Origin of the sequence: Fibrobacter sp. (assembly GCA_012523595.1) — a bacterium.
GTDB lineage: Bacteria > Fibrobacterota > Chitinivibrionia > Chitinivibrionales > Chitinispirillaceae > JAAYIG01.
In genome coordinates this window covers 1-26,755 of record JAAYIG010000099.1, presented here as the reverse complement: position 1 = coordinate 26,755, position 26,755 = coordinate 1, and the positions used below count along the sequence as shown (strand labels likewise).

General features: G+C 43.8%; 23 protein-coding genes. 8 read left to right on the top strand and 15 right to left on the bottom strand.

Going from position 1 to position 26,755, the window contains the following annotated elements:
* From GX089_06345 to GX089_06335, 3 genes are all read left to right on the top strand, one after another.
* Nucleotides 1-680: hypothetical protein (locus tag GX089_06345; protein NLP02095.1), on the top strand; the 680-nt coding region annotated here is incomplete at its 5' end.
* Entirely contained in the window at nt 677-1,264 is a 588-nt protein-coding gene (locus GX089_06340) for a hypothetical protein (protein ID NLP02094.1), read from the top strand. The genes GX089_06345 and GX089_06340, both read left to right, overlap by 4 nt.
* Nucleotides 1,261-1,929 (top strand): hypothetical protein, encoded by a 669-nt coding sequence (locus tag GX089_06335; GenBank protein NLP02093.1) that lies wholly within the window; start codon nt 1,261-1,263, stop codon nt 1,927-1,929. The genes GX089_06340 and GX089_06335 overlap by 4 nt, the downstream gene beginning before the upstream one ends.
* A gap of 39 nt (nt 1,930-1,968) precedes the next feature.
* Here GX089_06335 and GX089_06330 read toward each other — a convergent pair whose 3' ends face one another.
* The 3 genes from GX089_06330 to GX089_06320 all read right to left on the bottom strand — a co-directional run bounded on the left by GX089_06330 (nt 1,969) and on the right by GX089_06320 (nt 6,116).
* Entirely contained in the window at nt 1,969-3,840 is a 1,872-nt protein-coding gene (locus GX089_06330) for a hypothetical protein (protein ID NLP02092.1), read from the bottom strand.
* A 241-nt stretch (nt 3,841-4,081) separates the two neighbouring features.
* Complete coding sequence (locus GX089_06325; protein ID NLP02091.1) at nt 4,082-5,203, bottom strand: glycosyltransferase; 1,122 nt, start codon at nt 5,201-5,203, stop codon at nt 4,082-4,084.
* A gap of 187 nt (nt 5,204-5,390) precedes the next feature.
* Complete coding sequence (locus tag GX089_06320) at nt 5,391-6,116, bottom strand: FKBP-type peptidyl-prolyl cis-trans isomerase (GenBank protein NLP02090.1); 726 nt, start codon at nt 6,114-6,116, stop codon at nt 5,391-5,393.
* A 407-nt stretch (nt 6,117-6,523) separates the two neighbouring features.
* Between GX089_06320 and GX089_06315 the strand changes: the two genes are divergently transcribed.
* Nucleotides 6,524-8,086: an AMP-binding protein gene (locus GX089_06315; protein ID NLP02089.1), complete on the top strand. Its 1,563-nt coding sequence runs from the start codon at nt 6,524-6,526 to the stop codon at nt 8,084-8,086.
* Between the two features lie 108 nt (nt 8,087-8,194).
* Here GX089_06315 and GX089_06310 read toward each other — a convergent pair whose 3' ends face one another.
* Nucleotides 8,195-9,118 (bottom strand): TIGR02147 family protein, encoded by a 924-nt coding sequence (locus GX089_06310; GenBank protein ID NLP02088.1) that lies wholly within the window; start codon nt 9,116-9,118, stop codon nt 8,195-8,197.
* Between the two features lie 682 nt (nt 9,119-9,800).
* Complete coding sequence (locus GX089_06305; GenBank protein ID NLP02087.1) at nt 9,801-10,136, bottom strand: hypothetical protein; 336 nt, start codon at nt 10,134-10,136, stop codon at nt 9,801-9,803.
* A gap of 189 nt (nt 10,137-10,325) precedes the next feature.
* On the opposite strand from GX089_06305, the gene GX089_06300 reads away from it, so the two are divergent.
* The gene (locus GX089_06300) at nt 10,326-11,399 is read left to right on the top strand and encodes a pyridoxal-phosphate dependent enzyme (GenBank protein ID NLP02086.1); all 1,074 of its coding nucleotides are present in this window, start codon (nt 10,326-10,328) and stop codon (nt 11,397-11,399) included.
* 116 nt (nt 11,400-11,515) lie between these two features.
* Here GX089_06300 and GX089_06295 read toward each other — a convergent pair whose 3' ends face one another.
* Nucleotides 11,516-12,076 (bottom strand): YkgJ family cysteine cluster protein, encoded by a 561-nt coding sequence (locus tag GX089_06295; protein NLP02085.1) that lies wholly within the window; start codon nt 12,074-12,076, stop codon nt 11,516-11,518.
* A gap of 132 nt (nt 12,077-12,208) precedes the next feature.
* Nucleotides 12,209-13,304 (bottom strand): peptide chain release factor 2 gene (gene prfB, locus GX089_06290; protein ID NLP02084.1). Its coding sequence is split into 2 segments (ribosomal slippage): nt 12,209-13,240 and nt 13,242-13,304, totalling 1,095 coding nucleotides; the frame shifts between segments, so codons are not numbered across the junction.
* 511 nt (nt 13,305-13,815) lie between these two features.
* Here prfB and GX089_06285 point away from each other — a divergent pair.
* The gene (locus GX089_06285) at nt 13,816-16,116 is read left to right on the top strand and encodes a vitamin B12-dependent ribonucleotide reductase (GenBank protein NLP02083.1); all 2,301 of its coding nucleotides are present in this window, start codon (nt 13,816-13,818) and stop codon (nt 16,114-16,116) included.
* 6 nt (nt 16,117-16,122) lie between these two features.
* Here GX089_06285 and GX089_06280 read toward each other — a convergent pair whose 3' ends face one another.
* Nucleotides 16,123-16,362, bottom strand: a complete 240-nt coding sequence (locus GX089_06280; protein ID NLP02082.1) for a hypothetical protein — start codon at nt 16,360-16,362, stop codon at nt 16,123-16,125.
* 1,152 nt (nt 16,363-17,514) lie between these two features.
* On the opposite strand from GX089_06280, the gene GX089_06275 reads away from it, so the two are divergent.
* Together GX089_06275 and GX089_06270 are read left to right on the top strand one after the other, a co-directional pair.
* Complete coding sequence (locus GX089_06275; protein NLP02081.1) at nt 17,515-17,727, top strand: hypothetical protein; 213 nt, start codon at nt 17,515-17,517, stop codon at nt 17,725-17,727.
* A gap of 82 nt (nt 17,728-17,809) precedes the next feature.
* Nucleotides 17,810-17,968 (top strand): HTH domain-containing protein, encoded by a 159-nt coding sequence (locus tag GX089_06270; protein ID NLP02080.1) that lies wholly within the window; start codon nt 17,810-17,812, stop codon nt 17,966-17,968.
* A 38-nt stretch (nt 17,969-18,006) separates the two neighbouring features.
* Here GX089_06270 and hemW read toward each other — a convergent pair whose 3' ends face one another.
* The 7 genes from hemW to GX089_06235 form a co-directional block, all read right to left on the bottom strand.
* A complete protein-coding gene (hemW, locus tag GX089_06265; GenBank protein NLP02079.1) occupies nt 18,007-19,152 on the bottom strand; it encodes a radical SAM family heme chaperone HemW in 1,146 nt (381 codons plus the stop codon).
* Nucleotides 19,153-19,210: 58 nt separating this feature from the next.
* Nucleotides 19,211-19,837 (bottom strand): phosphoribosylanthranilate isomerase, encoded by a 627-nt coding sequence (locus tag GX089_06260; protein NLP02078.1) that lies wholly within the window; start codon nt 19,835-19,837, stop codon nt 19,211-19,213.
* 2 nt (nt 19,838-19,839) lie between these two features.
* A complete protein-coding gene (trpC, locus tag GX089_06255) occupies nt 19,840-20,610 on the bottom strand; it encodes an indole-3-glycerol phosphate synthase TrpC (protein NLP02077.1) in 771 nt (256 codons plus the stop codon).
* A 14-nt stretch (nt 20,611-20,624) separates the two neighbouring features.
* Nucleotides 20,625-21,206 carry an aminodeoxychorismate/anthranilate synthase component II gene (locus tag GX089_06250; protein NLP02076.1) on the bottom strand — a complete coding sequence of 194 codons (582 nt, stop codon included), beginning with the start codon at nt 21,204-21,206 and terminating at the stop codon, nt 20,625-20,627.
* On the bottom strand, nt 21,203-22,702 hold the full coding sequence (gene trpE, locus GX089_06245; protein ID NLP02075.1) for an anthranilate synthase component I: 1,500 nt from the start codon (nt 22,700-22,702) through the stop codon (nt 21,203-21,205). The genes GX089_06250 and trpE overlap by 4 nt, the downstream gene beginning before the upstream one ends.
* A gap of 227 nt (nt 22,703-22,929) precedes the next feature.
* Entirely contained in the window at nt 22,930-24,132 is a 1,203-nt protein-coding gene (locus tag GX089_06240; GenBank protein NLP02074.1) for a hypothetical protein, read from the bottom strand.
* On the bottom strand, nt 24,129-26,755 hold a 2,627-nt coding region (locus GX089_06235; GenBank protein NLP02073.1), incomplete at its 5' end, for a valine--tRNA ligase. The genes GX089_06235 and GX089_06240, both read right to left, overlap by 4 nt.

Here is a 26,755-nt window from a genome sequence, read left to right as displayed (position 1 = left end):
ATTGGATCACCATGTATGACATAGAAAAGGGAGGGCTTAAGATCAGCCCTGCGCTGAAGATGGAATACTGGCGGAGTAATCCAAAGTTTTACGAACCCGGTTCAGACAATTATCCCTGGCAGAAGGGGAATAACATGTCAGGGTCAGGACTGGAACTGTCCTCTTTTGGACTGGGGATGGGTCTGTCATTTGACATACTTAAATATGTGAATTTCAATCTTGAGTACGGGTTTAAAAATGTCTCTTCGAAGTGTGATTCCGTTTTCCCGTTGATTGAAGATAATAAGGAATGGTACCACAGTACAGTTGTCGATCTTCAGTGCAATATCCACAAGATACCAGCATTGAGGATTCCTGAATCGATGGAGCTTATAATAAATGCAGGATTTTTCAATTCATTATACAATAAAGCCTTTGATTCCTGGCAGACGGAATTTGTGCATCTGGTGCCACCGACAGTATCCAGTCAATCCTGGAGATATGAAGATCCTTACCCTGTGTTTTTAAATTCCCGTATTATAGGTTTTAATGCCGGAATCAGGACATCTTTTCTTGACCGGATGTTTGGAGTGGGAGCGGAATTTATTTACTTTACTGAAAATGACAAAGAAGAAAAAGGTCCGGGTTTCAGTATAGATCTTTCATACAACTTACAAAAACCACAGGATCAGAGTAAATGAATAAATTAACACTCCTTTTTCTTGTTTTACTTTCAGGTGCGGCAGTGATTACCGGCCAGGATGATCTAAAGCCCTGGGAGCGCCTTGGGCTTTCCCAGACCGAATGGAAACTCATCGAGCAGCATAATATCCCGATGTCAAAGGTTGAGTCTCTTCTCAGAGATGGGATCGGGGTAGGTGAGTACGTTCAGAAACCCTGGGAGAAGCTGAGGATGAGTGAATCAAAGTGGATTGCCAAACGCCGGTCCGGATTGACAAATTACGATATTGAACTTGAGTCTGACAACAGCAGCAGTGAATGGAAAATGGATACCAGGGATGGATTTAAGCAGGAGGTCACCGGGATTTCCGGTCACGGCGAAGCCTTCTCCAGTCTGTTTCTTCCAGGCTTTCAGCAGTTGAAATCCGGTGAAAAAGGTAAAGGCGGATTAATGGTATCCTTTGCCGGTGTTGCAGTTCTTTGGTGTGTAACCGGCAGTATTATCCAGAAGGATTTTGATGTAATACCGATATTTTTTGTTCTGGTTCCAGATATGGTGTGGAGTTTTATCGATTACAAAGTGAAAAGCAGAAAAACACAATGACTACAGTATACCTTAAAGAGAAAAGTTGTTACGTTTGTGGGAAAGAGAACCGTTACCCTATTGTGTCTCTGGCATTTGACACAGTGGGACCGCACGATCTCGATGGAAGGTCAAGTCATATCAGACGCTCAGCAGTCTATCTCTGGGTACAGAGGTGCATCTCCTGCGGGTATTGTGCGATGGAGATTACCGAGGGTGATCCCCAGGTCCATGAAATTGTAAAGAGCCCTGAATACAAACGTCAGTTGATTGATCCTGTCTATCCCGAAACTGCCAATTCTTTTCTCTGTCACAGCATGATAATGGACACTCTTGGAGAGTTTGCAGCAGCAGGCTGGTCATCTGTGTTTGCAGGGTGGATATGTGATGACAACAATTACACAGAAGCGGCAAAAAAGTGCAGAGAAAGGGCACTTGAGTTATTTAAAAAAGCTACAGAGTCTGGCCAACAGTTCGGTAATGACAGTATCAGCGAGAAGATTTACATGATAGATTTGTACCGCCGATGCGGCAGGTTCCAGGAGGCTGCCGAGATCTGTGATAAAGAATTGGAGAAACAACATCCATCACATACGCTGGATATTCTATGTTTTGAGCGCGATCTGATCGAGAAAAAAGATATCGCCTCTCACAGTGAGACAGAAGCCGAAGAGGCAGATTTTTAGCGAGATGCTGAAATACATGTGTAAACTTGTTCGTTTAGATTATCTGGTTAAAGATGCTTCAATTCTCAAAACTCCATAAGGCAGTATATCAAAAACATGAAATGGCCCTGTAGAAATGCGCAGCTCCCCTTTTCTACATCTCCATAGCTGCGGGAACCGGGTTGCCTCATCGAATGTAGTTTCGTCCAGGGTTGTCAGATAAATGTTTGCAGGCAGGTCAAAAGCTGTAACCTGTTGAGGTGAGCCGGTCAGGTTGGCAATCAGCAGCTGCATCGAAATGCCTTTGTAAAGCACAATACAGGCGATTCTGTAATAATCGTTACAGGCACAGCTCTGAGCTGTGGCCCCTGCCATTTCTGTTACTGAGGCGAACAGATGGTAAACAGGGTAAACTGAGTTACCATTTTCCGGCATGATCCCTTCAGGACCCGAGGTTTTAAAATAAGTAAGGCTCACCGCGCCACCCTCGATACAGTACATAAGACTCCCAAGGGTCCAGGCGGCACAGAACAGTCCTTTTTGCCTGGGATCTGCACCACCTGCTTTTCCGGGCTGAGCTGGATTTTTCCGGGGGTAAAGAGTTATGGGTGTCACTGCCAGATGCGCTCTGCCCTGAAAAAGAGAGGCGGTTCTGAGTGTCTCGGCCAGACCGGGAAGGTTTTCCATCACAGCTTCATTATCGGTTGTATGCACCTGAGGATTCGCAGAGTAGCAGAGCAGGTCTAAAAAGCGGTTATCGGGATGATTACGGTTGATTTCTACGAAATAGGAATCGGTTCCGGAACTAATTTGAGCCGCCGGAGCATAGGAGAGTAGAGTTGTGCATGCAGCAGCAATGGTTTCCAGTGGCGTGACTTTCAAATCTTTTCTGTAGATGAGAAAACGACGGACCGGTATCTGGGAGGTCCTTAACACCTGCCTTAATACCTCAAGTTCTTCGAGGTAATTGGGTGTAAGATAGAGTGCCAGCTCCGCAGGGAAGCCCAGGTGCATACAGGTACTGGCTGCTGATTCCATCTCTTTGACCAGAGAACGATGATCAGCCTCAATATTTATTCTTATATGTGAAAGGTGAAGAGCTTGGAGCAGCTCAGCAGCAGATGGAGTCAGCTTGTTGGCAAATACCAAACCGATGTCGGGCAGATAATGGCTGTAACGGTCAGGTGGCGGGACTTTTATTTCCAGAGATTTTACCGGTAAGACTTCAGTACGCTGAGCTGCATTGATAGAAATTGTTACAGACTGCTTTATGATTGTCCCTTTCTCCACTGTAACCGGAATGGGAAGATCCAGAGGTGTGGAGTAAGTTTTATATGATGCATCAGTCCAGTTCCTCTGATCTTCCATCTCAAATGTATCCCCCTCGAACCGGATAACAGTTCTGGCATCAGGCGGGACCTTGTAGCTGATTGAAGCAATATCTTTGAATGGCTGAAACGGGCTGATAAACACCGGAAATGACCCCTCGATTTTCTCTCCATTTGTTTTCTCAATGACACAGGCTCGTCCGGCACATAGCTCTACAGGGTGGAGAATACAGAGCCCGATTCTGTTGCGTTTGAAAGTTGACAGCGCCTCACCCCGCATATCAAAACGTATTGTTCCGCTTGCATCGCCTCTTATATCGCCTGTCCATTTGAAATGGACCTCTTTTTCCCTGTGCAACGCTTCAAATGAGATATGAAAAGAAGAATCTTCGATCAAATTAAGGATAGGATCAACCTGAAAGGGGATAGTATTCCAGTACTGGTCTCTAAGAGCCATATAGACTCTGCGGACAATCTCATTTTCTCCAAACCTGATCGACCTGATCATTCCATCATTGTAAAGCAAACTCAGTGGCCCGGCTCTCAGAGCAATTGGTTCTGATGGAGTAATTTCGGTACCAAAGTAGCATGTGGAATCGCCCATAAGGTCACCTTACGTGAAATTCTTAATACAATAATCAGGGTCAGAAAACCCATAATCTGGATTATCGGGATAATACGTTTCAGGTGAATATATAGATTCTGATACCAAACAGGGACAAAAAAATCTTCCTCTACAGTTAAAATCTAATCTAATCAGCTTAATCAGTGGTAATATTCTGTTAAGCTAAACGGATACTGCCGAGCCTGATTAATAAAGAGCAAAAATGATGTAAAAGGAAGCTTTAAAGTTCAGAGCTTATCTTCTTCAGGTAGGCAGAAGAGATGGAGAGCATCTGTCTGATTCTGTGGTCATAAGTATGAAGTGAGAGAACCTTTTTTTGTCCTCTGGAAGCAATTGCCGTCATCTCATCTTTGTGTTCCAGATAATAATCTATCTGCTGGGTAAGAGCACACTGGCTTCTGAATGTCACCACTTCCTGAAGTGGTCCGGATGTGTTGAAGAATTCATGTACAGCAGGTTTTGAGCTTGTGACCACAAAGCTTCCGCATGCCAGTGCATCAAAAATCCTCTGAGTGAATCCATCGCGTATAACCACTCTATTTACATCCACAACAATTTCCGATTTGCGGTAAACATCTGCCAGGCTGTCATAGTAACCCGCTTTTTTAAGCCTTTCTGAGGGTATATCCACCAGCCAGCCATCATCACCGAAAACAGTGAAACCTGGATATCTTTTGACCAAAGATACAATGAGATCTTTTCTCTGAAGATAACTGGCTACCTGTTTTGCAATAAAAACCGCTTTCTCCTCATGGAGATCGGGGGGAAGAGAAATATTCTTGATTTTTGACCTGATGTCACTCTCAACATCGTACTCCACATTTTCCTGATATGAGCGGACAACCCCTTTAAGAAGAGGAATGAGGCCATCAAAAAAATCCTCCACCTTTTCCAGATACCTGTTTATCTGTTCCCGGTAGGAGTTTCCCACAAAAACAATCTGGTGCTCCTTTGACTCACCTGGCACGGAAGGGTGAAAGATAGAGGGGTCGGTGCCAAGAGGGAGAAAAAAGGGGTTGTAGTTCTTTTTAATCATCCAGGGGATATACCCTCTGTCTGAAACAAAATCGATTCGCATCGGAGAGGGTCGGAATTTTTTCTTGAGCATCATTTCATCAAAAACCGGATCATCGACAAACCAGTTTACATGGAGCATGTTTTTTTCAGACATGAACTGATGAAGAATTCCATCACTGTCAAGACCCCACTCGTTTACAGTGAGTAGAATCGGACATGGTTCTTCAGAGAGGATTTTCAGCAGGTCATTGGCTGCAGTTGCCCCTGGATGAGAGGAGATTTCAAATAATACCAGTTTCAGATCAGGAACTCTTTTCAGAGCCAAGACCAGTTCCCGCTGAACCAGGTAATTCTGATTAAGGAAAGCAAGCCTGATAGTAACCTCCGGATAGATAAAATAGTACAATCGGGAGTAAGGGCTTTCCAGGGTTTATGCAGGAAAAGTAAAACCGCTCAGATTTCGGGTGAAAATATGAGCGGATTACTTGAAGGTGAAAGAGAGAGTAAGGGTATTATTGATTCCGGATTTGAGAAGCATTTTTCTGTTTACCCAGTATCTCCTGTAGTGTGATATCAAATATCAGAACTGAGTTGGGGGGAATAACCGGTGGAGCGCCAGTAGGGCCATAGGCGAGATCCGGTGGAACAAAGAAGCGATATGTAGCTCCCTCACTCATTAACTGAATGCCTTCTGAGATTCCAGGAATTGTGCGCTGCAGATCAAGAGTGGCTGGGTTTTCAGCTGTGGTGCTGTCAAACACCGTATTATCCATGAGCATTCCCTTGTAGATTACCCTTACAGAGTCGGTAGCGGTGGGTTTAGGACCACTGCTTTTCTGGATAACTTTGTACTGCAGACCGCTTTTTGTCACCTGAACTCCCTTTTGTTTTTTATTGCTGGAGAGGAAAGTATCGCTCTCTTTTTTATTTTTGCTGGCGAGTTCTTCCTGCTGTTGCTGCATTTTTCTCTGGACCTCGTCAGCAAAGCTCTTTCGCAGTGAATCTGCTGCAGCGGAATCTATTGGTGATTCTACCCCTTCCATAGCCTGCTGCACACCGAGAGTGAACTGAGGCATCCGGACTGTTGTTCCGAAGTCTTTGAGCTGTGATCCGACATCACGGCCGATTATGTAGCTTAGACTGTCTGCCCTATCATTAAACTGAGGTTTGTTTGAGTTTTGACCATTGGCAATGAATGAGAGCAGAAAAATAGTAGTAAAGAAAAATGAATTTCGCACAATCTCCTCCTCTGTTCGGAAAATGTTCTGGATGGCAACAATTAAGAGCGCAATGTGCGAGCCAATTTTTGATAAGTGATTGTGGATAAATATTTTAGGTGATTTCTTGTTCTTTTTCCAGGTTTTCCCTGCAGGTGAAATAGTGAGTTAAGACCTTAAGTCACCGGATTTGAGAAATGGTTTGATGGGGTTAGTCATAATTTCATCTATTGTGACTTGACTTGTTAATTCAACAATTTCCTCTGAGTTGAAAAATCCCTGCCTTATCTGGCATGTACTTTGAACACTATAATTCACGAAATGTTTCCGCTTTTTCCACTGACTGATAGTTCAGATACAAATAAACTTTAAAAAACCTTTTTCCCTAATCAGATCAGAGTAATCACTTAACCAGGAAAATTAAGGTTATGCTGCTGGGCGATTTTTTAAACAGAAGTGCTGAGAGATTTCCCCAAAAAAAAGCTGTGATCAATCTGGGACGAAGCATCGATTACCAGACCTTATACAGTTCTGCATGCCGGCTCTCAAACGGACTTCTTTCCCGTGGGATGAGCCGTCAGAGCCGGGTGGCTGTTTACCTCGAAAACTCCATTGAATCAGTGATATCAATCTTTGGTATTCTTAAGGCCGGAGGAGTCTTTCTGGTAATTAACCCACAGGTTAAAAGTAAAAAGCTCTCATATATACTGCGGGACTGTTCTGTCTGGGCACTTATAACAGATAGTGTTGGAGCGCAGCAGATCATCGATGCGCAAGTCAGCAGTCCGGAATTAAAACTTATGCTTGTTTGTGATTACGAAAGAGAATGCCGGCAGGAGAGCTTTTCAGCAGAGCAGGGAGAAGGAATTGAAACAGTGATGTTTCAGAGTTTTTTAAACTCTTTTTCTGACCAGGAACCACCGCGCTCCTGTATCGACATCGATCTGGCATCGCTTATGTATACATCCGGTTCAACAGGGGACCCAAAGGGTGTGATGCTGACACATCAGAACATGGTGACCGCTGCCCGTTCCATCACTCAGTATCTGAAGAACCGTCCTGAGGATATTATCCTCAACTACCTTCCGCTCTCTTTTGACTACGGGCTATATCAGGTTCTCATGAGTGTGCTGTTCGGAGGAACTGTAATTTTAGAGAGGGCATTTGTTTATCCGTATCAGGCGATACGCAGAATCTTAGATGAGAAGGTAACCGGGTTTCCAATTGTACCGGCTATGGCAGCTTTACTTCTTCAGTTGCGGGATCTTGAAAACTATGATTTTTCCCATGTCAGATATCTTTCAAACACCGGCCAGGCACTTCCGCCTATGCATATAGATGGTCTTAAAAAAGCCTTTAAAAATGCCGGGATATATTCGATGTATGGTTTGACAGAGTGCAAGAGAGTCTCCTACCTCCCGCCATCGGAACTGTCCCGTCGTCCTCTTTCAGTTGGAAAGGCGATTCCAAACACAGAGGTCTGGCTTATTGATGATGCGGGAAATCGAATCATCGAACCCTGGACAGTAGGGGAGCTTGTGATAAGGGGGGCACATGTGATGAAGGGCTACTGGGGAAAGGAAGAAGAAACCGCTGCAGTGCTTAAACCTGGAACTTATCCGGGCGAAAGAGTGCTCTTAAGCGGAGATTACTTCAAGATGGATGAAGAGGGGTTTCTGTATTTTGTATCCCGTAAAGATGATATGATAAAAAGCGGCGGGGAGAGGATAAGCCCCAGAGAGATTGAAGATGTGCTTTACGAAATTGATGGTGTCAGCGAAGTTGCAGTCACAGGTGTTCCCGATGAGATACTTGGATTTGCAGTGAAGGCTTTTGTGGTACTGAAGGAGGGAGTGGATCTTACGGTAGAGCAGATAATGGATTTTTGCAGGCAGAAGCTGGAACACTCCAGAATACCTAAAGAGATCGAATTCCGCGATTCTCTTCCTAAATCCTCAAGCGGAAAAGTATGTAAAAGGGAACTAAGGTAAAAAATCCATCTCCCAGTACAATTCAGCAACCATGTACAATTGTCAACGTCAGGCGTTATGCCTGTGAAAAGACAGGCATCCAGACCTTCAGTCAGGTTCTGCCTTCTCTTATTCCTGCAGTGCCATTTTCATATTTTCCGACACATTCTTCAAACCCAGAGGTTTTCTTCCCCTTTTTCCCTTAACCAGCAGTTCTCCTGCGCCAATTGAGCGGTTGTAGGGTTTGGTGACTGGAAAAAGCTGCATGTTGACCTGATATACTCTGTCCGGAAGGGTTTCTCTTTGTGCAAGCTCCAGCAGTTCACGTCTAAGATCCCTCAGTCTGTTGCGTATCTCCTCATAAGTGGATTGTGAAATACTGAGGGTAAGTGTTGAAATCTCTCTTGCTTCTTTGGGTACATTCTGGATAGCATCTTTGGCCAGTTCAGAAGAGTTGATCTGGAAATTTGTGATTGCCACATTCATCAAGGAATCAGAGGTGTTAACCAGTTCTCCGGTGCGTTCATAATATCCATCTGCTTTTCTTCTGATGAGTTTCAGCTCTTCAAGAGTATCAATCGCTTTTCTGGCATCAGTTGCCGCAATAGCTGGCTGGAGCATATTCCCCAGTTCTTTGTAGTTGCCGTTGAATGGATAAAAATCGAGTATTTCCCGGATAACAACGAAGTACCATTCACTAAAGAGTTCATACTCCTTGGAGGTTAAAGTTTTCAGTTTGTTCTGTCTCAGGGCAACAAGCTGTTCAAGGTAGAACCTTCGCTCCTCGTGGGTTCTTGCCTGATTGAAGGCTACAAGTTTTTCAAAATACCTTGTTTCGAGCTTTGTCAGATGGAATGCTTTTGCGAAGGCAATAGCTTTCTGGGGTGAAATGTTAACCGCCCCCTGGAGAATTTTGGTAAAAAATCCTGCTGATGTAAATCCTACCATGCCGGCAAGTGTCCGGTAGGAAAAAAAGCGGTTTTGCGCCTTCTGCTCTTCAAAGAGATCCTTAAGCAGCTTACGGTAATCAAAGTACTCATAGACAGACATCATAGGATCCTCCAGATAGTGGCAGGTTTTCTACATTTCTGGTAAAGAGATTATTACCTTGACAAATCAGCTATATTAAAAATGTCCATAATATACATTTGGGAAATATATCAAGTGTAACAATATGAACCGGGACCCCAAAAAGAGCTAAAAAACCGGAATAAATTCCGGGTTATTGAGTAATTGATCCTTTTGACAATAAGCCGGGTTATTTGACAAAAAGTATTGCATTTCCTGCCGCATATTTTACTAATAATAACCCGGGAATACTTATCAGCAGAAAGGATTATCCGGATAATCTCTTTGTTTCTGGTCTTTTTAAAAGTATCTGGAACCTGAAAGTAGTATGAATAAGAGGTATGATAAGGAGAGCTATAATCTTTTTTACTGGAGAAATGACCGTAAATCAAACCAATACCACAGATGATATCAGAACCATTAATGTCCTGATAAATCATCTTTTGGAAACAGCCGGGTTCAGGGAAACAGAGCATTTTTAGCGCCCTGGTAAAGCATTTCAGAGTGTAAAGAATAGTATCCCCTCCATCAATTGCCATAACCAACTGCAAGATACCGGGAATGAACAGTGTTAAATTTTCACAAGAAATGGTTTTGTATTCCCTGCTTTTTCTCCCGGTGCTTTGTTTTAGAGAAAATCAGTTGAGTTTTTATCACCAGTATAGAATTATTCAACTGCAACAGAGCAATCCGGTTGAATGTTTATGATTTTACTCCTGTTCCGGTCAATAGAAACTCTGTAGCATGCCCCATCATCAGTCAATGAGAATACCCGCAGATATAAAAAAGGTGACGCTTCCTTCAGCACTGCGGCATTTCCAAAAGCTTGTGAGGAACCGGCGTAGTTCTTATTTACAATATCTACTATTTCAGAATAGTCTTTTTGATCCACCTTCTGCAGATCAATAGGTATAGGGTTGAAACTTTGCAGTACAGGTGCTTTTGTTGAGCTGCATGAGATAGAAAACAGGATCATTAAACAGAATGCAAGATACCCTTTCATGTATACTCCTCCTGAAGTTTTACGCTTCTGTCTATAAATATAAAGAAATATCAGGCAGAAGCAGCAAATTATATAAAAATCGGATACGGAATAACAAGGAAGTATTTTTATGTCGTAGCTGGCAGGTAAGTTATTAAACTATTACATTACAAGAGAAACGAAGCGCTGCAGAATACGATTGGAGCCCGGATGATACCTTTATTTGCCCAATATCCCGGAATTGCGGATACGCTGCCCTATCTCTCTCTGGGCAATTTCCCGGTTCCAGTCCGGGAAATGGATGGACTGTGCAGAGAGACAGGCAGAGATGGATTATACATAAAGCGGGATGATTTGAGTGGTGATCTTTATGGCGGCAACAAGGTAAGAAAGCTTGAGTTTGTGCTTGCAAAAGCAGTTTCTGAGGGGGCAACAAGAGTTATTACATCCGGAGCCGCAGGCTCAAATCACGCCCTGGCAACAGCAATGTATGCCTCAAGAGCAGGCCTGAAAGTGGACCTGATGCTGGTAGAACAGGAAAGTACAGCTTCTGTTCGTGAAAACCTGCTTTCAGATTTTTCCACCGGTGCCGTCATGCATCTTGACAGTTCCTTTGAGTCACTTCTGAAATCTATTCGGGCTCTGGTTGAGTACTACACTGAAAAAGAAGGGCAAAAACCCTTTGTGATTCCACCCGGAGGCACAACAGCAGAGGGAGTGGCCGGATATGTGAATGCTGCGTTTGAGCTTCGGGATCAGATTATTTCAGGGCAGATTCCATGTCCCCAATCGATCTATGTTGCTTTTGGAACGATGGGTACTGCCGCCGGACTATTCCTCGGACTAAAGGCTGCCGGTCTCCCCTGCACACTTAAGGCAGTGAGTGTAGTTCCTTCCTGTATGGCAGATCAGTCAAAGTGTTTCGAGCTTGTTGAATCCGCAAACCGCCTCCTTCATGATGCCGATCCCGCTTTTCCGGTGTGTCAGTTCAAAGAGAGCGACATTACGATTGAGGAAAATTATCTTGGAAGCGGTTACGGGGTGGTAACAGATGAGGCAAGGAATGGAATAGAGATCATCTCAAGAAGTGAAGGGATACATCTTGACGGAGTCTACTCAGGGAAGGCTTTCGCGGCTTTTCTTGATGAGGCGCGGTTCGGGAAAACAGGAGATCTTCTTTTTTGGAACACAAAAAACTCCCGGCCACTTCCGGAGACCGCTTTAAAAACCGATTATCACCTTCTTCCTCCCGAGTTTCATCATTATTTCCAAAAGGAAGAGTAAAATCGGTTTTGTGTTTTATAAAAAGCGCCTATTAGATATGACAATTAGTACCGGGAGGAATTTCGATACCGATTCCGATTCCGACTCCGAGCCGAAAGTAGCAGTTGTGGCTATGATTAAAATGTGAGGCCGATAAACCTGAGGAACTCATCTATGGTTCCTCCCGCTTTACGTCTGTTCCACCCCAGAATCTTATCATAATAGAAGTCATCCTCAGAGTGTTCCATTCTGACATCACAGATAACAGACTGGAGTGGTGATTTCTTTTTACGGGTGCATTTGCAGTCGACAATTTTGTTAAGAGATACTTTTTCGGGATTGTCATCATCATCGAATTCCACCACATAGGGAAAGGTGCGGCAGGTCAATGGACGACATCTGTAAACCGAGCAAAGATTGTGCTTGTTAAGAAATATACAGCGTGAATTGCGTTTTCGCAGGCCCATGGCCAGCTTTCCCTTTTTCAGTTTTACCCACAGGTCCGCCTCAGGATCATACTCCATTTCCTTTTCATTATAGAAACGGATTATTTTCCTGGCCGGCAGACCAAGAGCTTCACAGAGCCGCCGCACATCACTGCATGTGACCGGCACAACCGGTACTGAGCAGCATGTGGCACATCGGCCACATTCAATTGTCAGAAATTCACGTTGCTTTTTGATTTTTGCTTTCCTCATTATCTTTGACTAAACTACAAAAATATACTGCCCGTATTGATATAGGAATCGAAAGATCGATGTAAGTAGCTCCAACAGGTAATACCGATTGTGCTATCGAGAAGAATATCAATTCCGATAGCGACGATGATTTCAGAAATTCAGAAGATAAGCTTCGATAAACATGTCAATGTCCCCATCGAGTACGGCCTGGGTGTTTGAAGTCTCCACATCCGTACGGTGATCCTTGACCAGATTGTAAGGATGCAGCACGTAGGAACGGATCTGGCTTCCCCACTCGATCTTCTTTTTCTCAGCCAGTTTGGATTGCCTCTCCCTTTCCTCGATATCTTTATAGTGCTGACGGACCCGGGCTTTGAGGAGTCTCAGGGCTGTGGACCTGTTTTTCATTTGTGACCGCTCATTCTGGCAGGCAACGACTATTCCTGTGGGTATATGGGTCATCCTTACTGCACTGTCGGTTTTATTGATATGCTGGCCTCCCGCCCCGCTTGCCCTGTAAGTATCGACTCTGATATCCTTTTCCTCAATCTGGAAATCATCGACCTCTTCAACGATTGGATAAGCATAGACAGATGCAAAAGAGGTATGGCGACGCGCGTTAGAATCAAATGGAGAGATCCTGACCAGACGATGAACACCAGATTCAGCTTTCAGATGTCCATAAGCGTATTCGCCCTGTACCTCGACAGTTACACTCTTGAGCCCGGCTTCATCACCGGGTTGATAGTCCAGAATGTTCTGAGTAAAACCTCTGCGTTCCATCCATCTTGAATACATGCGGAAAAGCATTTCGGTCCAGTCACAGGATTCCGTTCCACCTGCTCCGCTGTGTATAGTCAAAATTGACGGAGCACTATCATCCTCACCACTGAGTTTTCTGATAAATTCAATATGAGCGATTTGTTTTTCAAGTTCATCGGCTTGCTCATTCAGTTCAACAAGTGTTTTTTCATCACCATCTTCACTTGCCATCAGAAAGAACTGCTCAAGCTCTTCACCATCGTTGTAGGCTTTTTTCCAGGGTTCAATCACCCTTTTTGCATTCTTGATCTCTTTTAATACCTTTTGTGCTTCCTTGGGATCATCCCAGAAATCATTCCCGGAAGCTTGCGACTCGAAGGTTTCGATCTTCTGCTCCAATTGATCTACTTCAAAGATACCTCCGCAGATTATCAATTCTGGTCCTGAGATCTTTTATTCTGGTTATCTCAATGATAGTGGCCATTTTTGATTCCTCCTGATTATAAACAGATTAGGCCCTGAATTCCGCAATAAGAGATAGAAGATCTGGAGGGTACATCTGATTTCGCGACAATACGTCGGAAATCTACAACCGGAACTAAAATCCACACACTCTTCTTACTTTTTCAACAGCAGAAAACAGGTAAAATACTTTTTATTTCTCCTTAACCGGCCAAAACTTTTTGCCGGCTTCATGTAACCTTATAAAAGCCATTGGGTTAAGGAGGTGCGGTTCAAGTTAATAACCCAATACCTTGGGCATTTAACACAGGATAATACTGTATGTTGTGGTAAAACTCAGAAATTATATCTTGACTACGTCGATTCGTGACCCTATATTTAGATTTGTTCGCAAAAATTCTCCCTTTTTTAAATAACCGCAGAGAAGAAAATTAAAGCTGAATCGTATTTAGAAGGAGTATATGTCCATGGTCACCAATACTACGGCCGATTCCAAACCAACTAAGGCATCATCATACGATGAGCGAGAGAGTATGTCAGGGAATAATTCACAAGAGTCACTGAAGGAGAGGCTGACCGGGAAAAAAGTTACTTTAAGTGACAATGCCCGTACGGTATTGGAGAAACGCTATCTTAAAAAAGATGAAAATGGAAAGGTAATTGAGACTCCTGAGGAGATGTTTTTCAGGGTTGCTGAAAATATAGCCAGTGCTGAGAGGCTGTTTGGCACTGAAGGCAATCCGGATATCTGGACAGAGAAGTTTTACAACATGATGGTAGATCTTGATTTTCTTCCAAACTCACCTACCCTCATGAACGCAGGCAGAGAACTTCAGCAACTCTCTGCATGTTTTGTACTGCCAGTAGGGGATTCGATGGAGGATATTTTCAATGCGGTAAAGTATACTGCTCTGATCCATAAAAGTGGTGGCGGGACAGGTTTCTCCTTCTCTAATATTCGTCCAAAAAATGACAGGGTAAAATCAACCAAGGGTATCTCCTCCGGACCACTTTCCTTTATGAAGGTATTTGATACAGCTACTGAGACTGTAAAGCAGGGTGGAACAAGGAGGGGAGCAAACATGGGTATTCTCAACTGTTCTCATCCTGAAATTATGGATTTTATAGAGATGAAGGAAAAAGATGGGGTCCTGTCAAATTTTAACATCTCTGTAGCGATCACAGATGAATTTATGGAAGCGTTGAAGCGGGATGAGGAATATCCGTTGCGCAATCCACGCACAGGTGAAGTCGTTGGCCGGCACAAAGCATCAAAGGTCTTCAAACGAATAGTTGAGCTTGCATGGAAAAACGGCGAACCCGGGGTTGTATACATTGACAAAATCAATGCCACAAACCCTACTCCGCATGTAGGCAGAATAGAGAGCACAAATCCATGCGGAGAACAGCCGCTCCTTCCCTATGAGTCATGCAATCTCGGATCGATAAACCTTGCACACATGATCTCTGATAATAATGGAAAGAAGGAGGTCAATTATTTCAAGCTGGGTAATACTGTCAGGACAGCGGTTCGTTTTCTGGACAATGTCATAGAAGTGAACAGGTATCCCCTGCCGGAAATAGAGAAATTGACAAAGGCCAACCGCAAAATCGGGCTTGGTGTGATGGGGTTTGCCGACATGCTCATAGAATTCGGTATCTCGTACAATTCTCATGCAGCAGCCAGTCTGGCTGAGGAGATCATGAAATTTATCCAGGAGGAGGGCCGCAAGGTCAGTGCTTTCCTGGCAAGAGAGAGAGGAGTCTTTCCTAATTTCAAGGGATCGACTTTCGACAAGGACGGTGAAGAAGGCGGTCTGAGGGTAAGGAATGCCACAGTTACTACAATTGCCCCTACAGGAACAATCAGCATGATCGCAGGATGTGCAAGCGGGATAGAGCCGCTGTTTGCAATAGTATATGAGAAGAACGTTCTTGATGGGAAGCGTTTGCTCGAGGTTCATCCGGCTTTCAAACGTATAGCTCAGGATGAGGGTTTTTACTCCGAGGAGTTGATGAAGATGGTCGCGGATACCGGAAGCCTCAATAAAGTTTACGGAATACCAAAGCGGATCAGGGATATTTTTGTTACAGCACACGACATTGAACCCAGGTGGCATATTATCATTCAGGGAGCTTTCCAGAAATACACCGACAATGCAGTATCTAAAACTGTCAACTTCCGTCATGAAGCCACAGTTGCGGATGTAGAGGATGTTTTCAGACAGGCCTATGATCTTAACTGCAAAGGTGTCACTGTATACCGTGACGGCTCACGTCAGAACCAGGTTATCACCACCGGAACCGGAGGTCAGGGTACAAGTCTTACATCCGGTGATGCATCCTACTTTACCGGCACAATCCATCCCAGACCCCGCCCATCAGTGACACATGGCCGTACATACAAGACCAAAACCGGTTGCGGGACTCTTTATGTGAATATTAACTCCGATAACTTCGGATTCTGCGAAGTGTTCACCCAGATGGGTAAGTCGGGAGGCTGCGCGGCATCCAACGCTGAAGCGGTTTCGCGACTTGTATCACTTGCTTTACGTGCGGGAGTAGACCCCAAGTCGATTGTTGAGCAGCTCAGGGGAATCCGCTGTCCGATACCCACATGGCATGAAGGTGAAATGATTCTCTCCTGTGCAGATGCGATCGGCAGGATACTTGAGAAGGGGATAAACGAGATCCAGGGGCAGCAGCAGAATCAGATCACATTCAGCAGTCTTGACATGGGTTATTGTCCTCAGTGTCCGGAATGCGGCGGCATAATGGAGACTGAAGGCGGATGCGCGGTGTGCAAGAGCTGCGGTTTTTCAAAGTGCGGATGAGAAAGATTATACAGGTATTGGGATTGTTATAAATATGATCCTGATACCGCCTGCCCTGCTGTTTATAAAATTTTGATATAAAACCCTTCTATATTCAGGTCTCATTAAAAACACAGATACTCTCAAAGACAAAATGGGGGATGAAGCAGCCCCCACTAAAAACCACATAAGCATCTTATATATTTCCGATAAGCACAATATAAGCATTATTGAATAATAAACTGCTTTTATAATTATTAAAAACATAAACACACCTCCTTTTTTAAAAGTTTTCCGGGATAACGCATGACCTTTACCCGGGATATTTCAACCATTCAAATTCAACAAGGTCATTCGACCATAAGTATTTATATTTTTCCTCTGTTTTTTTTTGCATGGTCAGGCTTCCAAGAAGTAGAAGGTGAGAAAAACTGGGTAGGGCATCTGTATTGTGCTGTAATAAAGTATTGCTGAATTTAATGGTTAGAATGGGATTTAAAAGCTTGCATTAAGAAACGAAACCCTTATTAAGCGCTTAAGTTCAAGCTATTACTCACTTCGATGAGATGAAACGAGAGGTTAATCGCTTAAGTCCATTACTATGTTCTATCAGTCAACCAGATATGAATGTGCCATTATGCAGATATTGTAAATTAAAATCTTTATTGTTGGAGACGTATAAAGTAGAAAGCCGAATCTTTATTCAATGTTTCTTTGCAGGAAACAAATTACTCGTTTCGCTTTGGGTTCTTAATTCATCTCTGGGGTGAATTAGTGAATTAACCTATCAATTTTTACCCTCAAATGCTCATAAATTCACCCCAGAGATGAATTTAGGACATTATATCTCCCCATCAGAGAGCAGTGTCTGTTTCCTGATATCTCAAATAAAAAGAATAAGTGTGTGATTTTCAATAAACAAGTTAATTCTTTCATTCCAGAGATTAAATAAAGGCTTTATTGATTAATTTAAACAAGGGTTCTCAGGTCAATGGTAAAGACGCGGAGGGAGAGTGGAGCCATGAAAGGAATCAATGATATCTTAGAAAGGTATATACCTGCTGAAACAAGTAAGTGTACTTGCAATACAAAAATGACTTCATCTTTTTCAGTGTTTTCAGAAAAACTATTTTTCCGGTGTAGACATTAATCTCTCATAGGAGATTTTTAAATGAAAATGCCTCGATTCACGCTCCATTATTCAGGCAACGAGGAGCTTCTCAAATTAAAAAAAACCGCCTTTATTCACAGCCGTAAAATCCATTCAGCTCCAATTCACAAATATTATAAATGGGCAATTGAACAACGAGAAAAGGGCAACTGTGTAATTTGTGGTTATCAGTCCCAGATAGAGAAGGATGTATTAAATTGTCTTCTACAAGGAACACAGCCAATCATAATAGCCCTTCCAAAGGTTTAATGAGGCGTTATGAAAAACCCATAAAGGATGCATTATCAGCAAACAGGATATTGATTGTCAGCCCATTTCCTGATATTGTTTTCAAGTATTCATATAAAACTATTCTTGACCGTAACAGATTCATGTTTGAGCTGGCAGATAAAATCGTATTAGGGTATATAGATCCCTATGGAGATTTAAGAAAGCTCACAGAGAATCTGGACTTATGGTAGAGTTTAAACGGCAGCCATCTAAAATTCCGGCAGACTGTATGTCACCAGAAATATCACCAGAAATATCACCAGAAAGATATTAATGATGATAAAGAAAAATCCGGCTATTACAACTTTAGCAATGGCCGATAAAATAAAGGTAAATAAGCGTACAATCCTTCGGCATCTGGAACGACTAAAACTGGATGGTAAAATTGAAAGGATTGGCTCCACAAAAAAGGGTTATTGGCAAGCAATATAAAAACGTTGATAATTCAAAAGATTTTCACCCTCCTGCTGTCACAGAAAAAGATCCCTAGCCATCCCATCAGCATACAACAGCCCCTCTTCGGTGGCATACCATCGCGGCTTCTCGTATGCTATCCGCCCCGTGGATAGAAAGATCTCCAGCTTTTCCTTATTGACGCAGTCTATGAAGTTCATTCTGGTCAGAATTCCGAATCTCTCCTCATCGATACCTCTGATTCTCCTGAGACCCAGGAAAATCATCTCTTTGGCAAGAGTGTCATCATTTACATTCTCCACCCAGGATTGCGGTAAGATGTTCTGCTCAAGATTACAGATATACTCATTTACATCTGCTTTGTTGGCCCATCTTTTCCGGTTAAAGTAAGAATGTGCTGCGCATCCGAGGCCTATGTATTCCCTGTGATCCCAATATGCTTCGTTGTGTCTGCAGTTAAAGGAGGGCATCGCGTAATTGGAGATCTCATACTGCTCGAATCCATGCTTGATACATTCTGATTTGACAATAGAAGTCATCTCAAGCATTGTGTCTTCATCAGGAAGAGGAAGAATGTTGTGATGTCTGCCAAAAGATGTTTTCGGGCTGATAGAGAGTTCATAAGCGGAAATATGCTTGATAAGTGATGTTGAAAACAGATTTTTCAGCGTTTCCCTCAGGGTCTCTGTTGTCTGGCCCGGAAGGCCGTAGATTATATCCGCTCCGATAGAATTGAAGCATGACAAAGAGGGAAAATTGAGCACTTCTATAGCTCTAACCGCAGAGTGTTTCCGCCCGGAAACAGAGAGTTCTTTCTCAGACAGGGATTGAACCCCGAAAGTGATTCTGTTTACACCTGCATTATAGAATGAATCCACTTTTTCTTCTGAACAGGATTCAGGATTACATTCTACGGAGAATTCAAGATCAGGGCTGGTGTTGAGGTTCCGGATAAGGCTCGATGTAATATAATTCCACTGTTTCGATGACAGTATCGAGGGGGTGCCGCCACCGAAATAAATGGTTTCGATCTCGTATCTCTCGAGTTTCAGTTGACGACAGACAAGATTCCATTCTGTAATGACAGCTTGCAGATACCTGTCCGCCAGGGAGGAATTATACCTGATGGAAAAGAAATCACAGTAATGACACTTTCCTGCACAGAATGGGATATGGATGTAAAGAGAAATACCGGGAGACATAGTATTTATTGCGGTTCAGTACTGGACTTATTGATTATTCAGGGATCTGTTCTGAGTATCAGACTGATTTCCAGTTTTTTATAATTCTGATTGCTTCCCGCATCTTGAACGGGTTTTTAATTCCCGGCTTAAGCTCCAGACCACTGTTTAAATCTACTCCGTATGGTTGAACAGACCTGAGAGCCTCTTCGAGATTGGAAGGGTTAAGACCTCCGGCAAGAATGATATTATCGAACTTTTCACAGGCCTTTCTTGCAATTTCCCAGTCGAAAGTATCTCCCGTTCCTCCATACATCTGTTCATGCCAGGTATCGAGTAGAATGCCTGCAGTATGATATGATTCAAGAAGAGTCAGATCGGAATCAGGTTTTACAGAAAATGATTTTATGACAGGATAAGGGATCTGAGAGCACATTTGGGGTGATTCGGATCCATGAAGCTGGACAGTGTCGATTCCGGAGGCCTGGGCAATAGAAATGACATCATTTATGCTCTGATTAACAAATACGCCTACTTTTGAAATAAAGGGCGGCAATTGATTTATGATTTCTCTTGCCGCAGAAGGGGAGATATTTCTTGGACTTTTGGAATAAAAGATAAACCCCAGAGCATCAACACCCAGATTTGATGCGATTCTCGCGTCATCGTACCTTGTGATCCCGCAGATTTTCACCCTGAGACTCATGTTCAGACATTCTCCTCTACAAGAGAGAGTTCCTTTATCAGCCCGGATGGATCATCTTTTCTCATCAGTGATTCTCCAACCAGAAGTGCCTTTACTCCGGCATCCCGCATCATCCGTGCCTGGGTCCCATTTTCAATTCCGCTCTCGGAGACAACAAGGGTAGATGGAGGAATCTGTTTAATCAGAGAAAGTGTTGTTGAAAGATCGGTTTGGAAAGTATTGAGATCGCGGTTATTTATGCCGATCATTATGGGGTCAAGCCTAAGTACCCGTTCCAGTTCAACAGAAGAATGTACCTCTATGAGAGGATCTATCCTGAAAGAGAGAGCGGCCTGGTAAAGATCTTTCAACTGGAAATCATCAAGTGCCGCTGCGATCAGAAGCAGAGCATCGGCACCTGTTCGGGCGGTCTGTTCAATTTGCACTATGTCTATCAGAAAATCTTTCCTCAGAACAGGAATCGGAACAGCATCGCGGACAATTGACAGGTATTCAATTGACCCCTGAAAAAATTGCTCATCTGTAAGAACAGAAACAGCGTGTGCTCCGCCTTTAAAGTAGCGTTCTGCGATGATCAGAGGATCGAAATCAGGACGGATAATTCCTTTAGATGGTGAGGCCTTCTTTACTTCCGCAACAATCCCCATCGATGGCGCTTCGGAAAGAACCCTGGCGAAATTTCTTGGAGTGAACTCGGGAAAAGATGCTGAAAGTTTCCTTTGCCTTAGTTCTTTCACCTCGAGTTTTTTCCGCTCGATGATCTTCTGTAGAATAGCAGGTTTATCGCTCAATTTAAGGCTCCTGCGATTCTAAGGAAATTTGAAAGTATTGTTTTTCCACCCTCTGTGAGGATAGATTCAGGATGAAATTGCACCCCGTAAACAGGATACTCCCTGTGCCTGAGTCCCATTATTAAACCATCATCGGTTTCAGCGGTTACCTGAAGGCATTCCGGAAGTGTCTCTCGTTCGACAATCAGACTGTGGTAACGTGTAGCGGTAAACGGTACAGGCAGATTCTGAAAGATATCCTGTCCATTATGATGGATCTGCGATACCTTTCCATGCATAAGGTAAGGAGACCTGATTACTTTTCCCCCGAAAGCAAAACCGATTGACTGATGTCCCAGGCAGACCCCCAGAAGCGGGATTTTTCTTCCCAGCGCACTGATTACATCAACAGAGATTCCGGCTTCTTTTGGAGAACAGGGCCCGGGAGAGATAATGATAGCCTGACTGGAGAATGCATCGATTTCCTCAACAGTTATCTGATCGTTTCTGAAAACACGAATCTCATCTTTGTAAAGTTCACCCAGATACTGTACCAGATTGTATGTGAATGAATCGTAATTGTCTATCATCAGAATCATACTATCTGCTCCATTGGTGGACCGGAGGCAATAAAGCTCGCGTTTTGCAATGCCGAGAAAAGAGCACCTGCCTTGTGTACAGTCTCCTGGTATTCAGAGGAGGGGATAGAGTCAGCGACAATTCCTGCTCCAGCCTGCACCAGTGCAGTTCCCTTACTGTAAACTATTGTACGGATTACTATGCAGGTGTCCATATTTCCGCTGAAATCAAGATAACCAAGTGCACCTCCATAGAGTCCGCGCCTTACCGGTTCAAGTTCATCGATAATTTCCATCGCCCTTATTTTAGGCGCTCCCGAAAGGGTTCCTGCCGGAAAACAGGAAAAAAGAGCATCAAACTGGTCCAGACCTTTACGGAGCTTTCCTTTGACATTGCTGACCAGATGCATCACATGGGAATACTTTTCGATATGCATCATATCTTCAACATGAACAGAGCCGTACTCGCTCACCCTGCCTACATCATTTCGCCCCAGATCAACAAGCATAATATGTTCGGCGATTTCCTTGGGATCAGCCTTGAGCTGAGCAATGAGCTCTTCATCTTCTGCCTCGCTGTTTCCCCTCTTTCTTGTTCCTGCAATCGGCCTGTTTTCCACAACTCCATCTTCGACACTGACAAGCATCTCAGGTGATGCACCGATAACGGATGCTCCTTCAAGAGAAAGGTAGTACATGTAAGGAGATGGATTGACAACACGCAGAATCCTGTAGAGATCGAACGGGTCAGCTTCAAGAGTAATTGAAAATCTCTGAGACAAAACCACCTGAAATATATCGCCGGCTTTTATGTATTCTTTACAACGCTCTACCGCTTTTTCAAAATCCTGCTGATGAAAATTGGATGTTTGCTGACGGCAGGGCCCCACACTGATATCAGTATTTACCGCAGTTGTCTTGATTCTTCTATCCATCTCATCGATACTGGCAAGGGCCTGCAGGTATTCTTCTTTCAGATCATCACCAGGTTCGAGGATGATATTGCTGATAAGGAGCAGTTTGTGCTCCCGGTTATCAAAAGCGATCAGATCTTTGTAAAAGGCAAAAAAGATATCATCGAGAGGGTCTCCCTTGGAATTTTTATCAGGAATATTCTCCCATAGACGGATAGAATCGTAGGAGAAGAAACCAACTGCTCCTCCACAGAACGGAGGCATTCCCTCGATCCGGGCAGGTTTGTAGGCAGATAGTATTCTGCGTAAAGCCTCGATCGGTTTTCCTGTTCCTGAGTCCTGCCTTGAGCCGCTTACTTCCCAGTTCTCTCCTTTTGCCCGGAAAGTTAGAAAAGGGTTACCCCCCAGGAAAGAGTACCGGGCCACAGTTTCACCACCGGAAACACTTTCCAGTAAAAACGAGTGCTTTTCAGAGGAATAGAGCTTTTTCCAGATTGAAACCGGGGTTTCTATATCCGCAAGAATTGGTTTACAGACCGGGATTACATTGCAATCCGAAGAAATCTCTTTGATCTCTTTGTAACTTAATATTTTCAAATTCATTCCCGGGAAATTACAAAATGCGATTGAACACAGATGTCTTAAATATAATTGGTTGCAGCCTGTTTGTTTTCAGGGTCTCCATGGTAATCAGTTTCGATCTCACCTTTGTAAGCAGTTGAATCACAGATTGATCTTGTTACTCTTTACCAGAATGGAGAAACAATAACTAACCGGATTTCTATAGTCTTGTCCCACCATACCTTCTTATCTCAGGTGTGGTGATACTCTTAATATCTGAAAAGAGAGTTTTGAAGACAGGAATCCAGGGTAAAAAGATCATCAAGGGACTTTGCAGCTATAAAAAAAGCATTGCGAAACGGCTGATTAAAAGAATTGTTTCCATACCTGGTCCGCAAGGGGGTTAAGAGAATACAGCCGGTTTTACTTTCCTGGCGGAAAGTAAAGTCAGTAATGAGTCTGTTAAACTCAGCATAAGATTCCGGAAGGCTGCATCTGTTCCTGGATATCATCCGGAAAAGACAGTAACGGTCCGGAGCACACTGATTCCATACTTTATGAGCTATATCGCTCATCGAGAAACGGGCATTGATCTCAATAACCGGAGCAACTTTTTCGATTCCATTACTGTCGGTATATACGAAAGAATCGAAACCAGCAGGGCCAAAATATCCGGCAGAGATGAGTTCTTCAACTGCAGGTTTGACATGTTTCTCCATGACAGGAGAATACTTATCCAGCACAGGATCTTCCGGGGAGAGCAAAATGGCGTAGAATGCGCCATGTCTGTTTGCCAGAAAACGCTGATACCGATAGCTACTGATTGATCCGTCAGATTCAATATACACAGATATAGACAGATCATAAAGACGGCTGCACCATGGTTCCACAACAGCTCCCCCATGCTCGATCAGGGGCATAAGCTGATCAGATATCGAATTTACCGACACATGTGAAGCAAGCCTTCTGAAACCATATCCTGAGCCTCCAAAAGCAGGTTTTATAACAAGCGGAAAAGAATCTTTGAGCGAATTGAGTGCAGAACTGAAATCATCGATTGATTGGCAATACCGAGACCCTGGCACTCCTGATCCATATTTACAGTTGATTTCATGGCAGAAAGCACGGGAATTGCATCTCCTGATTATTGATAAATCCGGACATTTTACTTCTGCACCTGTTTGAGTTATTCTCTTCAGTGAGTTTTCATTCCATCCCCAGGAGACAGCCTGGAAAGATGAGCAGTCACCATTGTGAAAAGGTTCTGCGAAGGAGAGTCCTGCAGAATGGATGTATTCCAAATATTCCGGAGGTATTTCAATATCGAGAAGTACCCTGTCCTCTGCAGATCCCATCAGGCCGAAAAGCACCGACATTTCTGCAGAGGACTGTTTCAGGTTCCTGAAAGGAAATCCGCCCAGTTGGAGATCGAACAGGGCATCGAGGTAAAAAAGATATCGTCTGTTCTTCATGCCCCTGATGAGAGCACAGCCAGGTTTTTCTCCAGCTTTTCCAGATTGGCAAGCAGACCCTGATATTTTTCCCTTTCCTTTGCTATCACATCCGCTGGAGCCCTGGAGACGAAGCTTTCATTTTCCAGACGATTCTTTGTGTTTTCAATGAGACCACGGATGCGGTTAACCTCTTTTGTTAACCGTTCCATCTCTACCTTTCGGTCGATCAGGCCCTCAAGGAGAAGAAAGACCTGATTTCCAAATACGACAGCCGATCCCGCAAAAGAGGGCTTTTTTGCCTCTGTGTCGACTGTTGCAGATGAAAGCCTTGCAAAGAGATTAATAAGCGGGATCTGCGAAATCATCCAGTCGCAAAATTCTCTGTTTTCAGGGATCACAACAGCGGTACCTTGCTTATCTGGAGGAATATTGTTTTCTGCTCTGATAGTACGCAAAGCTGTGATTATTTCCTTCAGGATATTGAACCTCTTTTCCGCCTGCTCATCGATCAGCTCTTTATTGACAGTGGGATAAGAAGAATTCATGATCGATTCCGAATCGATTACTGATGGGAAAGAGACCTTCAGCCTTAAATTGGACCATATTTCCTCGGTTATAAACGGCATGATCGGATGTAAAAGCTTCAGAATGGAAGCAAGCACAAAAGATGACAGCGTAATAGCATCTGAGCGCCTTAGCGGATCTTCATTCTGATAGAGGTCTCCCTTTTTTGCCTCGATGTACCAGTCGCAGAACTCATGCCATGTAAAATCATAGAGCGTATGACAGGCCTCATTGAAGCGATAGGAGGAGAGAGCATCATTAATGCTTTCAACTGTTTTTTGAAGTTTACTGAGGATCCACTTGTCTTCCGCTTTGAGACGATCAACAGGCGGGAGACTGCTGATCTCGATTTTCTCCTTGATATTGCTCAGAAGAAAACGTGAGGCATTCCAGAGTTTATTTGCAAAGTTACGTCCGATATCAAAAGTATCTTTGCCCAGATAGACATCTGCACCCTGGGCAGTGATCATGATCATGGAGAACCTCAGCGCATCAGCGCCATAAACCGGAATGATCTCCAGAGGATCAATAGAGTTTCCCAGTGATTTGCTCATCTTTCGTCCGGTTTTATCACGCACAGTTCCATGAAGAATTATGTCCCTGAAGGGAAGTTTACCTGTAAAATGGAGCCCGGACATTATCATCCTTGCAACCCAGAAGAATAGGATTTCCGGAGCAGTGACAAGCGCATCTGTGGGATAAAACTTCTTGAGAAGTTTTGTATCCTCAGGCCATCCCATGGTTGAAAAGGGCCACAGCCAGGATGAAAACCAGGTGTCAAGTACATCCTCTTCCTGTCTGAGATTGAGAGATCCGCATTCCGGGCATTTCTCAGGGGTCTCTTCCCTTACTATTATATGGCCGTTTTCGCAGTACCATACAGGAATACGATGACCCCACCAGATCTGACGGGAAATGCACCAGTCACGAATATTCTCCATCCATTCTATATATGTCTTTTTCCAGCGAACCGGATAGAACGTTATCTTATTGTCAATAGCTGCCTTGAGAGCTTCTTCGGCAAGCGGTTTCATCTTTACAAACCACTGATCAGAATAGAAAGGCTCCACAACTGTATGGCATCTGTAGCAATGACCTACTGCGTGAGTGTGTTCTTCTATTTTCTCCACAAGACCAAGAGCTGTGAGATCTTCCACCACTTCTTTTCTTACCGTAAAACGGTCTTTACCAATGTACTTCTCTGGAATTGGACCGTTCATGTGCCCCGATTCATCCATTACAGCAATTGGCTCGAGATTATGCCTTTTTCCCATCTGAAAATCATTGGGGTCGTGTGCAGGAGTGACCTTGACCGCTCCTGTTCCGAACTCCATATCAACGAAATCATCGGTTATTATCGGGATCTCTCTATTGACAAGAGGAAGCGTGATCGCTTTTCCATGTTTCCCTGCATAGCGCGGATCCTTCGGGTTAACTGCCACAGCAGTATCACCCAGCATTGTTTCCGGACGGGTTGTTGCAACTGTAACAAAACCCGAACCATCCGCGTATGGATAACGGAAATAATAGAGCTTGCCTGCAAGTTCCTTGTGCTCCGCTTCTTCATCTGAAAGCGCTGTCTGGCATCTGGGACACCAGTTGATAATGTACTTTCCCTTGTAGATCAATCCTTCATTGTAAAGCTGAACGAAGACCCTGCGCACTGCTCTTGAAAGGCCCTCATCCATTGTAAAGCGCTCACGGTCCCAGTCACAGGAACTTCCCAGTTTCTTAAGCTGATTGATAATTGTGTTCTGATGAACTTCCTTCCATTTCCACACTTCCTCTATGAAAGCCTCTCTTCCCAGGTCGTGACGGGTCTTTTTCTGCTCTTTGGCCAGTTTACGTTCAACAACATTCTGGGTGGCGATACCCGCATGGTCTGTTCCAGGCATCCATAACACCTCATGTCCAGTCATCTTTTTATATCTGATCAGCACATCCTGAATCGTGTTATTCAGGGCATGACCCATATGAAGCACACCTGTGACATTGGGTGGGGGTATTACTATGGAATATGCGGGTTTGGAGGAGTTATCATCCGCATGAAACATCTTGTTTTCAGTCCAGTAAGCAT